Genomic DNA, 17,217 nt, shown 5'->3' with positions numbered 1-17,217 from the left:
TGAAGAGCACCTCAGGATGACGCCGTAACCGTAGCCGTCATCCTGAGGTGGCCGCCTCTTCAGCGGCCTTCGAAGGACGACGGCGTGCCCGAAATCTGAAACGTGAAGCAAGAAGAAATGAGCTATACCCCCGAAGACCGCATCCCCGTCATCGTCGGCGTCGGCGAGATCGTTGACCGTCCCAAGGAGATCACCGCAGGCCTCGAGCCGCTCGATCTCCTGGAGCAAGCACTGCAACGCGCCGAGGCGGACGCCGGTGCGAAACTCCTTGGTGAGGTGCAGTCGCTCGACGTCGTCAACTTCCTAAGCTGGCGCTATCGCGATCCGGAGCAGCTGCTGGCGCGGCGGCTCGGGGTTACGCCGGCGCATTGCTATTACGGCCCGGTCGGCGGCGAAAGCCCGATCCGTTACATCCACGAGGCGGCCAAGCGCATCGCGCGCGGCGAATGCACGGTCGCGGCCGTCTGCGGCGCGGAAGCGCAGTCGACCGCGACCAAGGCCGAGCGTGCCGGCGTCAAGCTGCCATGGACACCGTTCGCGCATGACGTCGAGGAGCCCAAGCGCGGCGCGGCGTTCCAAAAGTCCTTGGCGGTGACGCTCGGCGTGTTCCGGCCCGTCACGGTCTATCCGTTCTACGAGGCCGCCTCCTCCGCGCATTGGGGCCAGACGCCGCGCGAGGCCATGGCGGAGTCAGGCACGCTGTGGTCGCGCTATTCGGAGGCTGCCGCTCAGAATCCCAATGCCTGGCTGAAGCGGCGCTATCCGCCGGAGGAGATCACGACTCCGACCGCAGACAATCGCCTGATCGCCTGGCCCTACAACAAGCTCATGGTCGCCAATCCCAGCGTCAACATGGGCGGCGCCCTGCTGCTGACCAGCCTTGCCAAGGCGCGCGCGCTCGGCATCGCCGAGGACAGACTGGTCTATCCGCTCGGCGGCGCCTCGGCCGAGGAGCCGCGCGACTATCTGTTGCGCGATCAGTTCTATGAGAGCCATCCGCAGAACGCGGTGCTGAAAGCGGTGATGGATCTTGCCGGTGGCGGCCAGAAGTTCGATGCGATCGAGCTCTACAGCTGCTTCCCCTGCGTGCCCAAGATGGCGCGACGGACACTCGGTCTCGGCGCCGACGTGCAGCCGACCGTGACCGGCGGCCTCACCTTCTTCGGCGCGCCGCTCAATACCTACATGACGCATGCGGCCTGTGCGATGGTGCGGCGTGTGCGCCGCGGCGCCAGGCTCGGCCTGCTTTACGGCCAGGGCGGCTTCGTCACCAAGCATCACGCGCTGGTGGTGGCGAAGGCGCAGCTGCGCGCGGCGCTGGCGCAGGAGACGAGCGTGCAAGGCGAGGCCGACCGCAACAAGCGCGCCGTGCCGGAGTTCGTTAACGAGGCCTCAGGCAAGGGCAAGGTCGAGAGCTTTACGGTGCTCTACGGCCGCGGCGGCGATGTCGAGCATGGCGTGGTGATGCTGCGGACAGCGGATGACCGGCGCACGCTGGCGCGCATCCCGGCGAGCGACAGCGCGACGCTGGCACATCTGCTGAACATGGATCACACGCCGGTGGGCTCGCTCGGCGAGATCAAGATGGCGACGGATAGCGTGCCGGAGTGGAAGGTTTCATAGGTGGGCAAAGCGAAGCGTCCCACGATCAGCATGCGATCCGGATAGATTGGTGGGCACGGCGCAAAAGCGCCTTTGCCCACCCTAGGAGACCTGCGTCCGAGGCACGACACTGCCCTAGCTCTTCGGCGGCTGCTTCTCCGACGCGGTTGTCGGCTTGCCCTTGGCGCCGGCACCGACGACGCGGACCTGATCGCCGTCCGACAGCCCGTCCGGTGGAGCGGTGATGACGCGATCGTCGGGCGCGATGCCCGAAGCGAGCTCGATCTCACGGCCGAGATCACGCGCGATGGTGACCGGCTTGAACAGCACCTTGTCATCGGCACCGACGGTGGCGACACGCAGGCCGTTGCCGTTGAAGATCAGCGCGCTGGCGGGAATGCTGAGCGGCGCGGAGTCGCGCTGCAGGTTCAGCTTCACGCTAGCGTAGCCGCCGGGCATCAGCTCGCCATTCGAATTGTCCAGCCCTAGCTGCATGCGCGTGGTGCCCGAGGCGACGTCGACGGCCTGCGAGGAGGCCTCCACCGTCGCCTGGAAATTCCGGTTGGGATATTCCGGCAGCGTGATCGTGGCCTTGGCGCCGATCTTGATCGCCGGCACGTAGTTCTGGGGCACGTTGACGTAGACGCGCAGCTTGGTGATGTCCGATATCACGAACATCGCCGGGCCCGAGCCGCCGCCGGCATTGATCAGCGCGCCGACGTCGGTATCGCGTGCCGTCACCACGCCGTCGAACGGAGCGGTGATCTTCTTGTAGCCGGCCAGCGCTTCCAGCCGCTCGACATTGGCCTTGCCCGAATTGACGGCGGCGTTCTTGTTGGAGAGGTCGGCGGTGCGCTCGTCGATCTCCTGCGCGGAGACGAAGTTGGAGGCGACCAGCGTCTTGCGCCGGTTCAGCGTCGCTTCCGACAGCCTGGCGCTCGCCTGCTGGCTGGCGAGGTCGGCTCTAGCCTGCAGCAGCTGCTGATCGAGATCGGGCGCCTCGATCTCGGCGATCACCTGCCCGGCCTTGACGCGAGCACCGATGTCAGCGTTCCAGCTCTTCAGATACCCGGACACGCGCGCGAAGATCGGCGCGCGGTAATAGGCTTCCAGCCGGCCCGGCAGGTCGATGGTGGCGCTCAGCGCCTTGGCGCTCGGCTGCGTCACCGCAACGCTCGGAATGGCCTGGTCGTCGGTCCATTCCCTCAGCTTGGAGCCCTGCTCCTCGCGGGCGCGGATGCCGGTGCCGACGACAAGGCCAGCCGCAATCAGCGCCACCACGCCGAAGATGCCCAGTTTCCGGTGCGAGACCGGGGAGCCGGAGTCAGTGGGCGACATGCGAGGTCTCCAATAGGGCGGCGACTTTGGCGCCTTGTTTCTTGTGTACCATGCTGAACACCACGGGAACGAATACCAGCGTGGCGAACGTTGCAAAGATCAGGCCGCCGATCACGGCGCGACCGAGCGGGGCGTTCTGCTCGCCGCCCTCGCCCAGCCCCAGCGCCATCGGCGTCATGCCGATGATCATGGCGAGCGCGGTCATCAGGACCGGGCGGAACCGGACGAAGCCGGCTTCGAGCGCAGCCGCGATGGGATCGCCGAGCTCGGCGTAACGCTCGCGGGCGAAGGAGATCACGAGCACGCTGTTGGCGGTGGCAACGCCCATGCACATGATGGCGCCGGTGAGCGCGGGGACCGACAGCGTGGTCCCGGTCGCGAACAGCATCCAGACGATGCCGGCGAGCGCGGCCGGCAAGGCCGTGATGATCACGAACGGATCGGACCAGGACTGGAAGTTCACGACGATCAGGAAGTAGATCAGCACGACCGCACCGAGCAGGCCGAACAAGAGGCCGGTGAAGGCGCTGTTCATGGTCTGCACCTGGCCGAGCAGCACCACGGAGGAGCCCTTCGGCACGTCCTTGGCGGTGTCGGCGATCACCTTGCGGATGTCGTTGGACACCGCGCCGAGATCGCGGCCCGAGGTCGTGGCAAAGATCTGCACCATCGACTGGATGTCATATTGTGACACCACGGCACTCGAGGTCGAGCGCTTGATGTCGGCGATGCCGCCGAGGATCGGTGACTGCGCGTTGCCGGCCGCGGTGATCGGCAGCGTCTGCAACGCGCTGAGCGAGTCGATCTGGTATTGCGGCGTCTGCATCACGATCGAATAGGACACGCCGTTGTCGGGGTTGAGGTAGTAGGTCGGCGCCACCTGCGAGGAGCCAGCGAGATTGACCACGAGGCTGTTGGTGACGTCGCGCTCGGTCAGGCCGACATATTGCGCGCGGGTGCGGTCGACATCGATGTTGAAGGTCGGGTTGTTCGGCGATTGCTGGATGCGCGCGTCGGCGACGCCGGGGATCTTGCGCACCTTGGCGAGCAGGCTGTTGGCATAAGCAAAGTTGGCGGCGAGATTAGCACCCCGGATCTGCAGGTCGATCGGCGCCGGCGCGCCGAAATTCAGGATCTGGCTGACGATGTCCGCGGGGAGGAACGCGAAGCTGACGCCGGGGAACAACCGCGGCAACTGCTCGCGCAGCACGCGCACATGCTCCTCCGTCGGCTTGTGGCCCTCCTTCAGCTTGATCTGGATGTCGCCGTCCTGCGGCCCGATCACGCCGGTGTTGTTGTAGGTCATGTTGATGCCGGAGATCGGCATGCCGATGTTGTCGGTCATGGTCTCGATCTCGCCGGGGATCAGCTTGCGGACGGCCTTCTGCACGTCGGCGAGCTGGTTGGCGGCCTCCTCGACGCGGGTGCCGACCTGGGTGCGGACATGCATCAGGATATTGCCGGCATCGACCGCGGGAAAGAAATTGCGCCCCAGGAACGGCACCAGTGCAAATGACGCGCCCACGATACAGAGAAAGCCGATCACGAACACCGCACGGTGGGCGAGCGCCAGGCCGAGAAAGCCGTGATAGAAGCCGCGGACGCGCTCGAACCGCGCCTCGAAGCCGCGCTGGAACCAGACGAGCGGATTGCGCGACTTCGGCGGCGCGCCGTCATGGTGGACATGCGCCTTGAGCAGATAGTTCGCCATAGTCGGCACCAGCGTGCGCGACAGGATGAACGACCAGATCATCGCAAACATCACGGCTTCCGCCATCGGCACGAACAGGAAGCGCGCCACCCCGGAGAGGAAGAACATCGGCACGAACACGATGCAGATGCAGAGCAGCGACACGAAGGCCGGCGTGACGATCTGGTTGGCGCCGTCGAGAATCGACTGCTCGACCGGCTTGCCCTGCTCCAGATGATAGTTGATGTTCTCGATCGTCACCGTGGCATCGTCGACGAGGATGCCGACCGCCAGTGCAAGACCGCCGAGCGTCATGATGTTGAGCGTCTCGCCGATCGCCGACAGCATGATGATGGCGCCCAGCACCGAGAGCGGGATCGAGACCGCAATGATGATGGTCGAGCGCCAGCTGCCGAGGAATAAGAGGATCATGACGCTGGTCAGCAGCGCCGCGATCACGCCTTCGAAGGCGACGCCTTGAATCGCACCGCGGACGAACACCGACTGGTCGCCGATGAAGCCGATCTTGAGCGCGTCAGGCAGCTGGTCCTTGACCTCGATGACCTTCTGCTTGATGCCGGCGATGATGTCGAGCGTCGAGGTCGCGCCCGCCTTCAGCACCATCATCAGCACGGAACGGTTGCCGTCGACGTGGACGATGTTGGTCTGCGGCGGATTGCCGTCGCGCACGGTGGCGACGTCGCGCACATAGACCATGGCACCGTTGACGGTCCTGATCGGCAAATTGCCGAGCTCGTCGATCCGGAGCGGCGAGTTGTTGAGCTGGATATTGTACTCGAACTGGCCGATTTTCTGGGTGCCGACCGGCGTGATCAGGTTCTGGGCCGCGAGCGCATTGGCGACGTCCTGGCCGGACAGGCCGCGGGCCTGCAGCGCGGTGGGATCGAGGTCGATCTGGACCTGGCGCTGCTTGCCGCCAAACGGATAGGGGATCGCCGCGCCCGGCACGGTGACCAGCGGCGTGCGGAGCTGGTTGATGCCGATATCGGCGAGGTTCTGCTCGGTCAGGCCGTCTCCCGACAGCGCCACCTGGATGATCGGCACGGTGGAGGCGGAGTAGTTCAGGATCAAGGGCGGCGTTGCGCCCGGCGGCATCTGCTTGAGCAGCGTCTGCGAGATCGCGGTGACCTGCGCGTTGGCGGTGCGGATGTCGACGTTGGGCTGGAAGAAGATCTTGATGATGCCAAAGCCATTGTAGGAATTGGCGGTGATGTGCTCGATGTCGTTGACCGTCGTCGTCAGCGCACGCTGGAACGGCGTGGTGATGCGGCCCGACATCTGGTCCGGTGGCAGGCCGGTGTACTGCCAGACCACGCCGATGACGGGAATGCGGATGTCCGGGAAGATGTCGGTCGGGGTCCGCAGCGCCGCGAGCGGTCCGATGATCAGCAGCAGAAGCGCGAGCACGACGAACGTATAGGGCCGGCTCAGGGCAATACGGACCAGTGCAATCATGCGCCAGGCAAATCCGTGTCTCGTAAGGAAGGGGATCCGCCCCCACGGGGATCCTCTTCCCTCCTTTACCCGAGCACCGCCTGAAAGGCTAATAACCAGAACTATCCTGCATTCACTTCCCTGCTACCGCACTGCGGAATCGACATCGCAGCTATGCGCATGACCGCTACGCCGCTCGGACTGAATTCAGGAACTTGCCGACCTCGAGCTTGAGACGGTTGGAATCGCGGGACAGCATCTGCGCCGCCGACAGCACCTGCGAAGACGCCGAGCCGGTTTCGGAGGCGCCACGCTGGACGTCGCCGACATTGGACGAGACCTGCTGGGTGCCCTGAGCGGCCTGCTGAACGTTGCGGGCAATCTCCTGGGTTGCAGCGCCCTGCTGCTCCACGGCCGCCGCAATCGCCGAAGCGATCTCCGACAAGCGCGCGATGGTGCCGCTGATCTCGCCGATGGCGCTGACCGAATCCTGCGTCGCCGCCTGAATGCCGCCGACCTGCTGGCCGATCTCGCCGGTGGCCTTGGCCGTCTGCTCGGCGAGGGCCTTGACCTCGGAGGCCACGACGGCGAAGCCCCGTCCGGCCTCGCCCGCACGTGCCGCCTCGATCGTGGCATTGAGCGCCAGCAGATTGGTCTGGCCGGCGATTGCGTTGATGAGTTCGACGACGTCGCCAATCCGCGATGCCGCCCGCGACAATTCGCTGACGCGTTCAGTGGTGGCGTGCGCCTGGCTGACCGCTTCGCTCGCGATCCGGGTGGAGTCCTGCACCTGCCGGCCGATCTCGCGCACCGAGGACGACATCTCCTCGGCGGCAGACGCCACCGAGTGGACGTTGCTGGACGCCGCTTCCGAGCCGCTTGCGACCGCCGTCGCCAATTCCTGCGCCCGACCCGCGGTCGAGGACAGCGTCGAGGCCGACGCCTCGAGCTCGGTTGCAGCCGACGACACGGTCTCGACGATCTCACCGATCGCGGCCTCGAAGCCGTCCGCAAGCTTCGTCATGTCGGCTTTGCGCTGAGCCTCGGCGCGGCGCTGCACCGCCTGCACCTCGTCGCGGCTGAAACGAACGATGGTCTGCACGGTCTGCAGGTTGCGCAGCGCCTCGCCGATCTCGTCGTCGCGCTCGATCACGATGCGGTTGTCGAGCTTGTCCTGCACGAGGTTGAGCAAAGTGTCGTTGAGCTGCTGCATCGGCCCCTGGATCGCACGCAAGGTGGCAAGGCCGGCGAAACCGACGACGGCTGCGCCGACAACGGCCAGCGCCGACAGGATCAGGCTGGCCGAACCGCCGGAGGCGAACGCGCCGCCGATGCCGAGTACGAGCATGAACAGCACCTGGAGTGCCATCGTCGTGACGAGGCGTGCCTTCAGCGTGCCGGTGAAGATGCTGAAGCGGTCGCGCCACGAGCGGCGGCGGATGATGCCGGCGTCGATGCGATAGCTATGCGGCTTCTTCTCGCGGATTGCCGCGTAAACCTCTTCGGCGAGCTTGCGCTGGTCGGACGGCAATTTGGTGCGGATCGAGGTATAGCCCTTGACCTGGCCATTCTCGCGGATCGGAGAGGCCGTCGCCAGCACCCAATAGAAGTCGCCGTTCTTGCGGCGGTTCTTCACTGCGCCAAGCCACGGCTTGCCGGCCTTCAGCGTGTCCCAGAGGTTGTCGAACGCCTCCGGCGGCATGTCGGGGTGACGAACGATGTTGTGCGGCTGGCCCATCAGTTCCGCCGAGGTGAAGCCGGCGGCAGCAATGAAGTCCTCGTTGAAGTAGCTGAGCTTGCCCTTGAGGTCGGTCCGAGAAACGATCAGCGTCTCGTCGCTGACCGGATATTCGACATCGGTGACCGGAAAATTCTTGCGCATTGGAGCCTCCAACGAAGGAATGCAATATGGATTATTCCAATCGGGATCATCTCCAACGCGGAGCCGCCCTCACCTCGATTGTCGTAAATGCGATTTAACCATCGGTGAAACGGCTCGCCCGTAACATTACGGACGCCCTAAGATTGCTACTCGGAAGCGACATCATGTTACCGTGAAACGAAACGAGCGGCGCTTTCGGCGCCGCTCGTCGTTTAATCGGATAAAGGATCAGGCTGCGCGGACGTTGGTCAGGAACTTGCTGACCTCGTTCTTCAACCGGCCCGAATCGTTCGACAGCATTTGCGCCGCCGACAGCACCTGTGAGGAGGCCGTGCCGGTCTCTGTCGCGCCGCGCTGCACGTCGGTGATGTTGGAGGAGACCTGCTGCGTGCCCTGCGCGGCCTGCTGCACGTTGCGGGCGATCTCCTGCGTCGCCGCGCCCTGCTCTTCCACCGCCGCGGCAATCGCCGACGAGATTTCCGACAGACGCTCGATGGTCGAGGAGATCTCCTTGATGGCGCCGACCGAGTCGTTGGTCGCAGCCTGGATGCCGGAGATCTGCTGGCCGATCTCGCCGGTCGCCTTTGCGGTCTGCTCGGCGAGCGCCTTCACCTCGGAGGCCACTACGGCGAAACCGCGGCCCGCTTCGCCGGCACGTGCGGCTTCGATGGTCGCGTTCAGCGCCAGCAGGTTGGTCTGACCGGCAATGGTGTTGATCAGCTCGACGACATCGCCAATCCGGGCCGCTGCCTTCGACAGCTCGCTGACGCGCTCGGTGGTGGCGCGCGCCTGGCCGACGGCATCGCCGGCCATCCGCGCCGATTCCTGCACCTGACGGCTGATCTCGCCGACCGACGAGGCCATCTCCTCGGTGGCAGAGGCCACCGACTGCACGTTGGTCGAGGCTTCCTCCGAAGCGCTGGCAACGGTGGTCGCCAGCCGCTGGGAGCGGTCGGCGGTCGACGTCAGCGTCGAGGCGGAAGCCTCCAGCTGGGTCGAGGCCGACGACACGGTCTGGACGATCTCGCCGATCATGGCTTCGAATTCGCGGGTGATGTTATCGACGCGGCGGCCGCGCTCGATCTTGGCTTCGGCATCCGCGGCCGCAGCCTCGTCCGCGGCCTTCTTGGCGATCAACGCTTCCTTGAAGATCTGGAGCACGTCGGCCATGGCGCCGATCTCCGTCTTCTCGCCGCGATGCGGAACCTCGGCGGAAAGGTCGCCCCGGCCCAGCGCCTGCATCGGCTCGGTGATGGAATTGATGCCGCTGGAGACGTCGCGAACGAGATAGAAGCTGAGGCCGATGCCGATCATGACAGCGAGGCCGAGAATGACCGACACCAGCATGAGGGCGTTGGCGTAGCTGTCGGCTGCGTCCTGCGCGGCCTGCTCGCCGCCCTTGGTGTTGAGCTCGATGTCCTTGTTCAGGACCTCATCCGCCTGAAGCCCGATCTTGTTGACCGTCTTGGAGTTGAGCTCCTGCGCCTCGCGCGGGATCTTGCCGGCCTCCTTGCGCGACAAGGCCATCACCTCGTCGGTTCCCTTCTTGTACTCGTCCCAGAGCTTGGACCACTGGCCGTAGAGTGTCCGCTCCTCCGCAGAACTAATCATCGGCTCGTACTTGCCGCGCGTCTTGGCGAGCGCCTCGGTCACCGTAGCCGCGGTCTTCTCCACCGCGAGCTTGTCTTCCAGGGCATCGGCCAGCATGTGCTGACGCACAACGTTCCGATAGGTGATGACGGCGGCGCGCAGGTCTCCGATCACCCTGACGCTCGGCATCCAGTTCGTGGTGATGTCGACGGTATTGGCGTTCATCGACCGCATCTTCATGACGGCGAGCAGGCCCATGCCGGTCATCGCGATCAAAAGGAACGCCACGACACCGGTGATCTTGGCGCGGATGGAGAGCTTGGCAAACATAATCGGGTCTCGTTGTGCTGGCGCGGGCGCGCGTCGGGAACTCTACGAATCAATCAAAAGGGAGCAGCGCCGACATCAGACAACAGACCATCTGCACAGATGCTAACTACGACTCCGCACGAGTACGGAAATCGAAAGAGATGAACAGGGGACTAAAGATGCTCTGCGTTCAGCGCATGAGCCTAAGCGCATCCGAGAAAAACTCCGGCCCGCCGAAGTTGCCGGACTTCAACGCGAGCAGCATCTCGCCTTCGACACCGACCGCACGCAGCACCGGAACGCCCGCCGCAATTTCCACTCCTACGAGAAAGCCGGGAATTTTCAACCGATCGACCACGGAGCCGGATGTCTCGCCACCGGCAACGACCAAACGCCGGACACCTGATTTTACAAGGCTTTCGGCAATGTCGGCCATCGTCTGCTCGATGGCATGCCCGGCCGCATCACGACCATGACGCGCCTGAAGCGCGGCGACTTGATCGGGTGTCGAGCTCGATGCGATCAGCACCGGACCTTCGGACAGTCGCGGCCTTGCCCAGTCCAGTGCACGCTGCGCCTCGGCCGCACCCGTAAGAATACGGTCCACGTCGAGATGCAACACCGGCATGACACGCTCGGCATTCGCGATCTGCTGAAGCGTGGCCTGCGAGCAGCTTCCGGCAAGACACGCCACCGATCCGCCGACGGCAGCGCCGGCTTCGTTGCTCACCGCAGCCGACTTGACCTTGCCCGTCGATACCAGCGCGCGCGCGAGCCCAAGGCCGATGCCGGAGGCACCGACCGACAGGCGATGTCCGGCGGCCACGAGGCCGATGGTTTCGAGGTCGCGGTCGAACACGGCGTCGATGATGGCGGCACCGATGCCCTTGCCCGCGAGCTCGGCCAGCCGCGCCCGCACGGCATCGGCGCCGCGTGCGACGGTGGCGAGGTCGACGAGACCGATCTGCGTCCGGCTCTGACGCGCGAGCACACGCACCAGGTTGGAATCGTGCATCGGATTGAGCGGATGATCTTTCAGCGGGCTCTCGTTCAGCGGCACGGCGCCGACGAAGAGGTTGCCCTGGTAGACGGTGCGGCCGGTCTCCGGGAACGCCGGCGTCACCAGAACGGCACCTTCGCCGCAATCGGCACGCAGCGCGTCCATCACCGGGCCGATATTGCCGGCGTCGGTGGAATCGAAGGTCGAGCAGATCTTGAACAGCACATGGCGTGCGCCGCGACTGCGCAGCCATTTCTCCGCCGCGCGCGAACGCGACACGGCAAGGCCCGCCTCGATCGAGCGGCTCTTCAGCGACACCACGACGGCATCGACCTCGGGCAGCGCCAGATCATCCGAGGGCACCCCGATGGTCTGCACGGTGCGCAGGCCCGCGCGCGTCAGCGTGTTGGCGAGATCGGAAGCGCCGGTATAGTCGTCGGCGATGCAGCCCAATGCGAGGGTCACGGCTTCACTCCGGCGTAGGGCCTGAACCAGGCGAGGCCGTCGGTGGTCTTGCCGCGCGGATTGTATTCGCAGCCGACGAAGCCGGCATAGCCGAGCCGGTCGAGCTCTTCGAACAGGAATGGGTAATTCAGCTCCTCGCCATCAGGCTCGTTGCGCGAGGGGATGCTGGCGATCTGGATGTGGCCGATGATCGGCATCATCTCGCGCAGGCGCATGGTGACGTCGCCGTGGATGATCTGGCAATGATAGATGTCGAACTGGAGCTTCAGGTTCGGAAGCCGCAGTTCCTGAATCAGGTCACGCGCGAAGCCGAAATCGTTGAGGAAGTAGCCGGGCACGTTGCGCGCATTGATCGGCTCGATCACGACGTCGATGCCGTGGGGCGCGAAGAATTCCGCGGCCCATGCCACCGATTTGTAGAACGCCTCGATCGCGACGCGTTCGCCGCGGTTGGCGATGCCGGCCATCAGATGCAGGCGCTTGACGCCGGTCGCCTTGGCGTAAGGCAGCGCCGTCTCCAGGCTCGCCTTGAGATCGGCGAACCGCGCCGGCAGCGCCGCAAAGCCCTTCTCGCCGGCGTTCCAGTCGCCCGGCGGCAGGTTGAACAGCGCCTGGGTCAGGCCGTTGCGCTTGAGCCGTTCGCCGACGGCCTCGGCGGGATGCTCGTAGGGGAACAGGAACTCGACGGCGGTGAAGCCGGCTTGCGCAGCGGCGTCGAAGCGGTCGAGGAAGGGCACCTCGGTGAACATCATCGAGAGATTGGCGGCGAAACGGGGCATTGGATATCCTCTTACTTGCCGCCGGGCAGCTTGACGCCAGTGACTTGCGCATACATGCGCGCGACCGATGCGTCATCGTCGCGGCCCATGCCGGCGGCCGACGTCATCAGGAACATCTGGAGCGCGGCGGCGGAGACCGGCACCGGGAATCGGGCACTACGCGCCATGTCCTGGATGATGCCGAGGTCCTTGACGAAGATCTCCACCGCGCTTCGCGGTGTGTAGTCGCCGTCGAGCACGTGCGGCATGCGGTTCTCGAACATCCAGGAATTGCCGGCTGAGGCCGTGATCACCTCGTACACCTTGCGAATGTCGAGGCCCTGCTTGGCCGCGAACGCCATCGCTTCGCTGGCGGCGGCGATGTGCACGCCGGCGAGCAGCTGGTTGATCATCTTGAAGGCGGCGCCCTGCCCTGCGGCATCGCCGAGCTCATAGAGCTTGGCGGCCATGGCATCGAGTGCGGGTCGCGCCTTGGCAAACGCGGCAGGACTGCCGGAGGCGAGGATCGTCAGCTCGCCTTGCGCCGCGCGCTGCGCCCCGCCGGAGATCGGGGCGTCCAGGTAATGCCGGCCGGTCGCCTCCAACTGCTTGGCGAGGCGCCGCGCCACGTCGGGGTCCATCGTGGCGGAGGAGATGAAGACGCCGTCCTTCGGCAAGGTCTCGGCAACGCCGTCCTTGCCGAACAGGATCGTCTCGGTCTGTGCCGCATTGACGACGACGCTGACGACGATGTCCGCGCCCTTGGCCGCCTCGGCCGGCGTGCTGGCGCCCGCACCGCCATCCTTCACGAAGCGCGCCACGGCGTCGGCAGAAACGTCGCAACCGATGACGATATGACCGGCGCGCTTCAGCGAGCCCGCCATGCCGTAGCCCATCGAGCCGAGTCCGACGATGGCGATGCGCTGATTTTGTGGCGTAGAGGCGGACATGCAACTGACCCTTGCGAACGTTTCCTGGATGGCCGGCCTTAGCGGCGGCTCGGCGAACCGATATCACGGCTTTGCCGCGCTGCCAAAGCGTGGGACAAGAGGGCATGACTGTTATGAGCAACGAGACAAGGCTGCGCGAGGAGATCTGCCGGTTTGGACGGTCGCTGTTCGAGCGCGGGCTGACGCCGGGCTCCTCCGGCAATATCAGCGTCAGGCTGGACGGCGGCGGCTGGCTGGTGACGCCGACCAACGCCTCGCTTGGCTTCCTCGACCCAGCCAGGCTGTCACGGCTGGACCAGCAGGGGCGCCTGGTCTCGGGCGATGCGCCGACCAAGGAAGTTCCGCTGCACAATGCGCTCTACGACACGCGCGGGAGCGCGCGCGCGATCGTGCATCTGCACTCCACCCATTCGGTCGCGCTGTCGATGCTGCCCGAGATCGATCCGCGCGCCGCGCTGCCGCCGATGACGGCCTATTATCTGATGAAATGCGGCGCCACCGCGCTTGTGCCCTATTACCGCCCCGGCGATCCCGCGGTCGCGGACGCGATCAAGGGCCTCGCCGGGAAATATTCATCCGTGCTGCTCGCCAATCACGGCCCGGTCGTTGCCGGCGACACGCTGGAAGCCGCGGTGTTCGCGACGGAGGAGCTGGAGGAAACGGCGAAGCTGTACCTGCTGCTGCGCGGGATGAACCCGCGGTACTTGTCGCCGGAGCAGGTGAACGATCTGGTCAAGGTGTTCGGGGTGACATTGCCGGAGCATGGGCATGGGCCACATACTCCGCCGTCATCCTGAGGTGCGAGCCTTGCGTTGCAACGCATCGCAAGGTGAAGCCTCGAAGGATGCGCTACAGGCGCTCGCCGCCCATCCTTCGAGGCGCGCGAAGAGCGCGCACCTCAGAATGACGGCTGCGATTGCGGCAGCAGTCTAGCTACAGCCCCAGATACGCCTTCCTCACGTCGGGATTGCCCTTGATCTCCGCGGCCGGGCCCTGCATCAGCACACGGCCGGTTTGCAGGATGTAGGCGCGGTCGGCGATCTCCAGACACTCGGCCATGCGCTGCTCGACGATCAGCACGGTCATGCCGGCGTCGCGGATGCGCTTCACCGCCTGGAAGATTTCGTCCACCAGCTTCGGCATGATGCCCTGCGAGGGCTCGTCCAGCATCAAGAGCCGCGGGCGCGTCATCAGCGCGCGGCCGATCGCGAGCATCTGCTGCTCGCCGCCGGACAGCGTTTCGGCGCGCTGGTCGAGGCGCTCGGAGAGGCGCGGAAACAGGTTGAAGACGAGATCGAGCGGCCCCTCTCGGTTGGCTTCGCCGCGATAGAGATAGCTGCCGAGGCGAAGATTGTCGCGCACCGACAGACGCGGAAACAGGCGGCGGTTCTCCGGCACGTAGGCGATGCCGGCCGCCGTGATGTGGTGCTGCGCCATGCCGTTGAGCAGCTTGCCGTCGAAGGTCACGCTGCCCGAACGCGGGCGTTCGGCACCGGCGATCGACTTCAGCAGGGTCGATTTGCCGGCCCCGTTGGCACCGGCGACACAGACGATCTCGCCCTTGGTGACCTCGATGCTGACCGCGGAGATCGCGACCAGGCCCTGATAGGCGGTCGTGACTTCACGCACCGACAGCATGACGATCTCCCAGATATGCCTTGATCACCTTGGGATCGCGGACCACCTCGGTGGGCTTGCCCTCGACCAGCACCTTGCCGAGGTCGAGCACGATAGCGCGATCGACCAAAGGCATCACGATCTCCATGACATGCTCGACCATCAAGACGGTGATGCCGGCATCGCGCACCTTGCGCACCAGCGCGACGCCGGTCTGTGCCTCAGTGGGCGTCAGGCCGGTGAGGACCTCGTCGAGCAGCAGCAGCTTCGGCTCGGTTGCGAGCGCCCGCGCGACTTCGAGGCGGCGCTTCTCGGCCGGCACGAGGTCGCTGGCGAGCACGTCGGCGCGCGCGGCAAGGCCGGTGAACTCCAAGACCTCACGCGCCTTGCGGCGGGCCTCGCGCATCACGGTGCTGCGCACGAGCGCGCCGACGATGACATTGTCGATGACAGTCATGGTCTCGAAGCTCTTGACGACCTGGAAGGTGCGCCCCACCCCGCGCTGGCAGCGCACGGCCGCCGGCATGCGGGTGACGTCCTCGCCATCGAACCAGATCGAGCCTTGCGTCGGCGGCAGCACGCCGGCGATGAGATTGAACAGTGTCGACTTGCCGGCGCCATTGGGGCCGATCAGGCCGACGATCTCGCCGCGGCCGACCGAGATCGAGACGTCGCTGTTGGCGATGAGACCGCCGAACCGCTGCCAGACACCGCGGGTTTCGAGGAGCGGGGTCATCGTGCGGCTCCCGTCTTCTTCGGGCGTGAAAACAGGCTGAGCAACCCCCGCGGCAAGGCCAGCGAGATCAGGACGATCAGCGAGCCGTAGACGATGAGGTCGACACCGCGCCCCGAGCCGCCGAACTTGAAGCGCGTCAGCTCGGTCAGCGGAATCAGAATGGCAGCGCCGAGCACCGGCCCCCACAGGGTGCCGATACCGCCGAGCACGGCGGGCAGCGCCATCAGCAGCGAAAACTGGAAGCCCATGACGCTTTCGGGATCGATGTAGGAGACGAACTGGGCGTAGAAGCTGCCGCCGACGGCAACCAGGAAGGCGGAGACCGCGGCCGCGCCCATCTTGGAATTGAACACGTCGACGCCGAGGCTCTCGGCCGCATCCGGATTGTCCTTCACCGCGCGCCACCAGAAGCCCCATTTGGAGTCCTCCAGCCACCAGGTGACGAACCAGGCGAGGCAGCACAGCGCCAGCGCGAAATAGAAATACGGCAGCTTGGTCCGCAGGAACTGGAATTTCAGCCAGCTGTCGCCGCGGATTGGAATGGTGATGCCCATCGCGGCGCCCGCCCATTCCCAATTGTGGAACAGCAGCAACCCGATCTCGGCGATGACGATGGTCGCGATCACGAAATAGTGGCCACGCAGGCGGAAGAAGGGATAGCCGAGGCCCATCGCGATCAGCGCCGACACGACGCCGCCTGCCAGCATGCCGAACCAGGGCAGCACGCCGAACTTGGTGAACAGCAGCTCGGTGGTGTAGGCACCCAGGCCGAAATACAGCGCATGGCCGAGCGAGATCTGCCCGCAATAACCGGACAGGATGTTCCAGCTCTGCGACAGTCCCGCATACATCAGCGTCAGGATCAGGATGTTCTGGACGACGACGTCCTTTACGAACAACGGCGTCAGCGCGGCAATCACGGCGAGCACCGCGGCGATGATGAGGTCGCGGCGGCGCCGCGCTGCAAAATCCTTGTCCATCAGATCGATCCGAACAGGCCGCGCGGCCGGATGAAGACGACCAGGAGATAGACCGCGTAGATGCCGACCGATTTCAGCGACGGCGGCAGCACCAGCGCGGTGACGGCTTCGACGAGGCCGACGATGATGCCGCCCGCGAAGGCGCCGAACACGCTGCCGAAGCCGCCGAGCGCCACGGTGACGTAGGCGATCAGGGCAAAGGAGGCGCCGACGTCGGGATAGATGTAGAAGAACACCGCCATGATCGCGCCGGCGAGGCCGACCAGGGCGGCGCCGAGGCCCCAGCCGAAAGCGAACACGCGGTTCTTGTCGATGCCGACCAGCGCGACCGCGCCGGGATCTTCACGCGTGGCTTCCAGTGCGCGACCGAAATCTGTGCGGTGGATGAAGAAATAGAGACCGGCAAAGGCCGCGATCGAGACCAGCGCACCGACCAGCTGCGGTTCCGGCAGGAAGATGCCGGCAACCGAAATGGTTTTGCCGCCGAGCCAGGACTGCGGAATGCTGCGATAGTCTGGCGTGAAGAAGTACTGCGCGAGGCCGCGCATGACGATGGCGAGGCCGAAGGTGGTGAAGATCTGCACCATGCCGGCATTGGCCTTGGCCCGCATGGCGAAACGTACAAGCAGCAGATAGACCACCGCTCCGAAGATGAAGAGCGCGGCGGCGACCAAGGGCGCCGACAGCAAGGGGTCGATCGCGAAGAACGCGAACAGGAAGAAGGACAGGTACATCGCGATCATCAGGAACTCGCCATGGGCGAAGTTCGTGACGTCCATCAGTCCGAAGATCAGCGCGAGGCCGACCGCGATCAGTCCGTAGAGCAGGCCCATGAGCAGACCGCT

13 protein-coding genes are annotated in these 17,217 nt (G+C 65.4%); 2 read left to right on the top strand and 11 right to left on the bottom strand.

What is annotated here, in order from left to right:
- Positions 1 to 117 precede the first annotated feature (117 nt).
- A complete protein-coding gene (locus X268_RS08570) occupies positions 118 to 1,623 on the top strand; it encodes an acetyl-CoA acetyltransferase (protein WP_128924528.1) in 1,506 nt (501 codons plus the stop codon).
- Between the two features lie 114 nt (positions 1,624 to 1,737).
- On the opposite strand, the gene X268_RS08565 is transcribed toward X268_RS08570, so the two are convergent.
- The 7 genes from X268_RS08565 to ltnD all read right to left on the bottom strand — a co-directional run bounded on the left by X268_RS08565 (position 1,738) and on the right by ltnD (position 13,039).
- Positions 1,738 to 2,940: an efflux RND transporter periplasmic adaptor subunit gene (locus X268_RS08565; protein WP_128924527.1), complete on the bottom strand. Its 1,203-nt coding sequence runs from the start codon at positions 2,938 to 2,940 to the stop codon at positions 1,738 to 1,740.
- Positions 2,927 to 6,106, bottom strand: coding sequence for an efflux RND transporter permease subunit (locus X268_RS08560; protein WP_128924526.1), 3,180 nt, complete (start codon positions 6,104 to 6,106; stop codon positions 2,927 to 2,929). The genes X268_RS08565 and X268_RS08560 overlap by 14 nt, the downstream gene beginning before the upstream one ends.
- Before the next feature lie 166 nt (positions 6,107 to 6,272).
- Positions 6,273 to 7,967, bottom strand: coding sequence for a methyl-accepting chemotaxis protein (locus X268_RS08555; RefSeq protein WP_128924525.1), 1,695 nt, complete (start codon positions 7,965 to 7,967; stop codon positions 6,273 to 6,275).
- Between the two features lie 228 nt (positions 7,968 to 8,195).
- Positions 8,196 to 9,887 carry a methyl-accepting chemotaxis protein gene (locus tag X268_RS08550; RefSeq protein ID WP_128924524.1) on the bottom strand — a complete coding sequence of 564 codons (1,692 nt, stop codon included), beginning with the start codon at positions 9,885 to 9,887 and terminating at the stop codon, positions 8,196 to 8,198.
- Between the two features lie 169 nt (positions 9,888 to 10,056).
- A complete protein-coding gene (otnK, locus tag X268_RS08545; RefSeq protein WP_128924523.1) occupies positions 10,057 to 11,331 on the bottom strand; it encodes a 3-oxo-tetronate kinase in 1,275 nt (424 codons plus the stop codon).
- Entirely contained in the window at positions 11,328 to 12,110 is a 783-nt protein-coding gene (gene otnI / locus X268_RS08540) for a 2-oxo-tetronate isomerase (protein WP_128924522.1), read from the bottom strand. Before otnI ends, otnK begins: the two co-directional genes overlap by 4 nt.
- Before the next feature lie 11 nt (positions 12,111 to 12,121).
- A complete protein-coding gene (ltnD, locus tag X268_RS08535; RefSeq protein ID WP_128924521.1) occupies positions 12,122 to 13,039 on the bottom strand; it encodes an L-threonate dehydrogenase in 918 nt (305 codons plus the stop codon).
- A gap of 104 nt (positions 13,040 to 13,143) precedes the next feature.
- Between ltnD and otnC the strand changes: the two genes are divergently transcribed.
- Positions 13,144 to 13,836 (top strand): 3-oxo-tetronate 4-phosphate decarboxylase, encoded by a 693-nt coding sequence (otnC, locus tag X268_RS08530; protein WP_164937616.1) that lies wholly within the window; start codon positions 13,144 to 13,146, stop codon positions 13,834 to 13,836.
- A 136-nt stretch (positions 13,837 to 13,972) separates the two neighbouring features.
- Here the strand turns inward: otnC and X268_RS08525 are convergent, their stop codons facing one another.
- Genes X268_RS08525 through X268_RS08510 form a run of 4 tightly spaced genes read right to left on the bottom strand, consistent with a single transcriptional unit; the run spans position 13,973 to position 17,205 of the window.
- On the bottom strand, positions 13,973 to 14,677 hold the full coding sequence (locus tag X268_RS08525) for an ABC transporter ATP-binding protein (protein WP_128924519.1): 705 nt from the start codon (positions 14,675 to 14,677) through the stop codon (positions 13,973 to 13,975).
- A complete protein-coding gene (locus X268_RS08520) occupies positions 14,661 to 15,392 on the bottom strand; it encodes an ABC transporter ATP-binding protein (protein ID WP_128924518.1) in 732 nt (243 codons plus the stop codon). Before X268_RS08520 ends, X268_RS08525 begins: the two co-directional genes overlap by 17 nt.
- Positions 15,389 to 16,372, bottom strand: coding sequence for a branched-chain amino acid ABC transporter permease (locus tag X268_RS08515; protein WP_128924517.1), 984 nt, complete (start codon positions 16,370 to 16,372; stop codon positions 15,389 to 15,391). Before X268_RS08515 ends, X268_RS08520 begins: the two co-directional genes overlap by 4 nt.
- Positions 16,372 to 17,205, bottom strand: coding sequence for a branched-chain amino acid ABC transporter permease (locus X268_RS08510; protein ID WP_245477937.1), 834 nt, complete (start codon positions 17,203 to 17,205; stop codon positions 16,372 to 16,374). The genes X268_RS08515 and X268_RS08510 overlap by 1 nt, the downstream gene beginning before the upstream one ends.
- Between the last annotated feature and the right edge of the window lie 12 nt (positions 17,206 to 17,217).

Source organism: Bradyrhizobium guangxiense (genome assembly GCF_004114915.1).
Lineage (GTDB): Bacteria > Pseudomonadota > Alphaproteobacteria > Rhizobiales > Xanthobacteraceae > Bradyrhizobium > Bradyrhizobium guangxiense.
The sequence above is the reverse complement of the archived record's forward strand: the minus strand, read 5'-3'. Positions and strand labels throughout refer to the sequence as shown.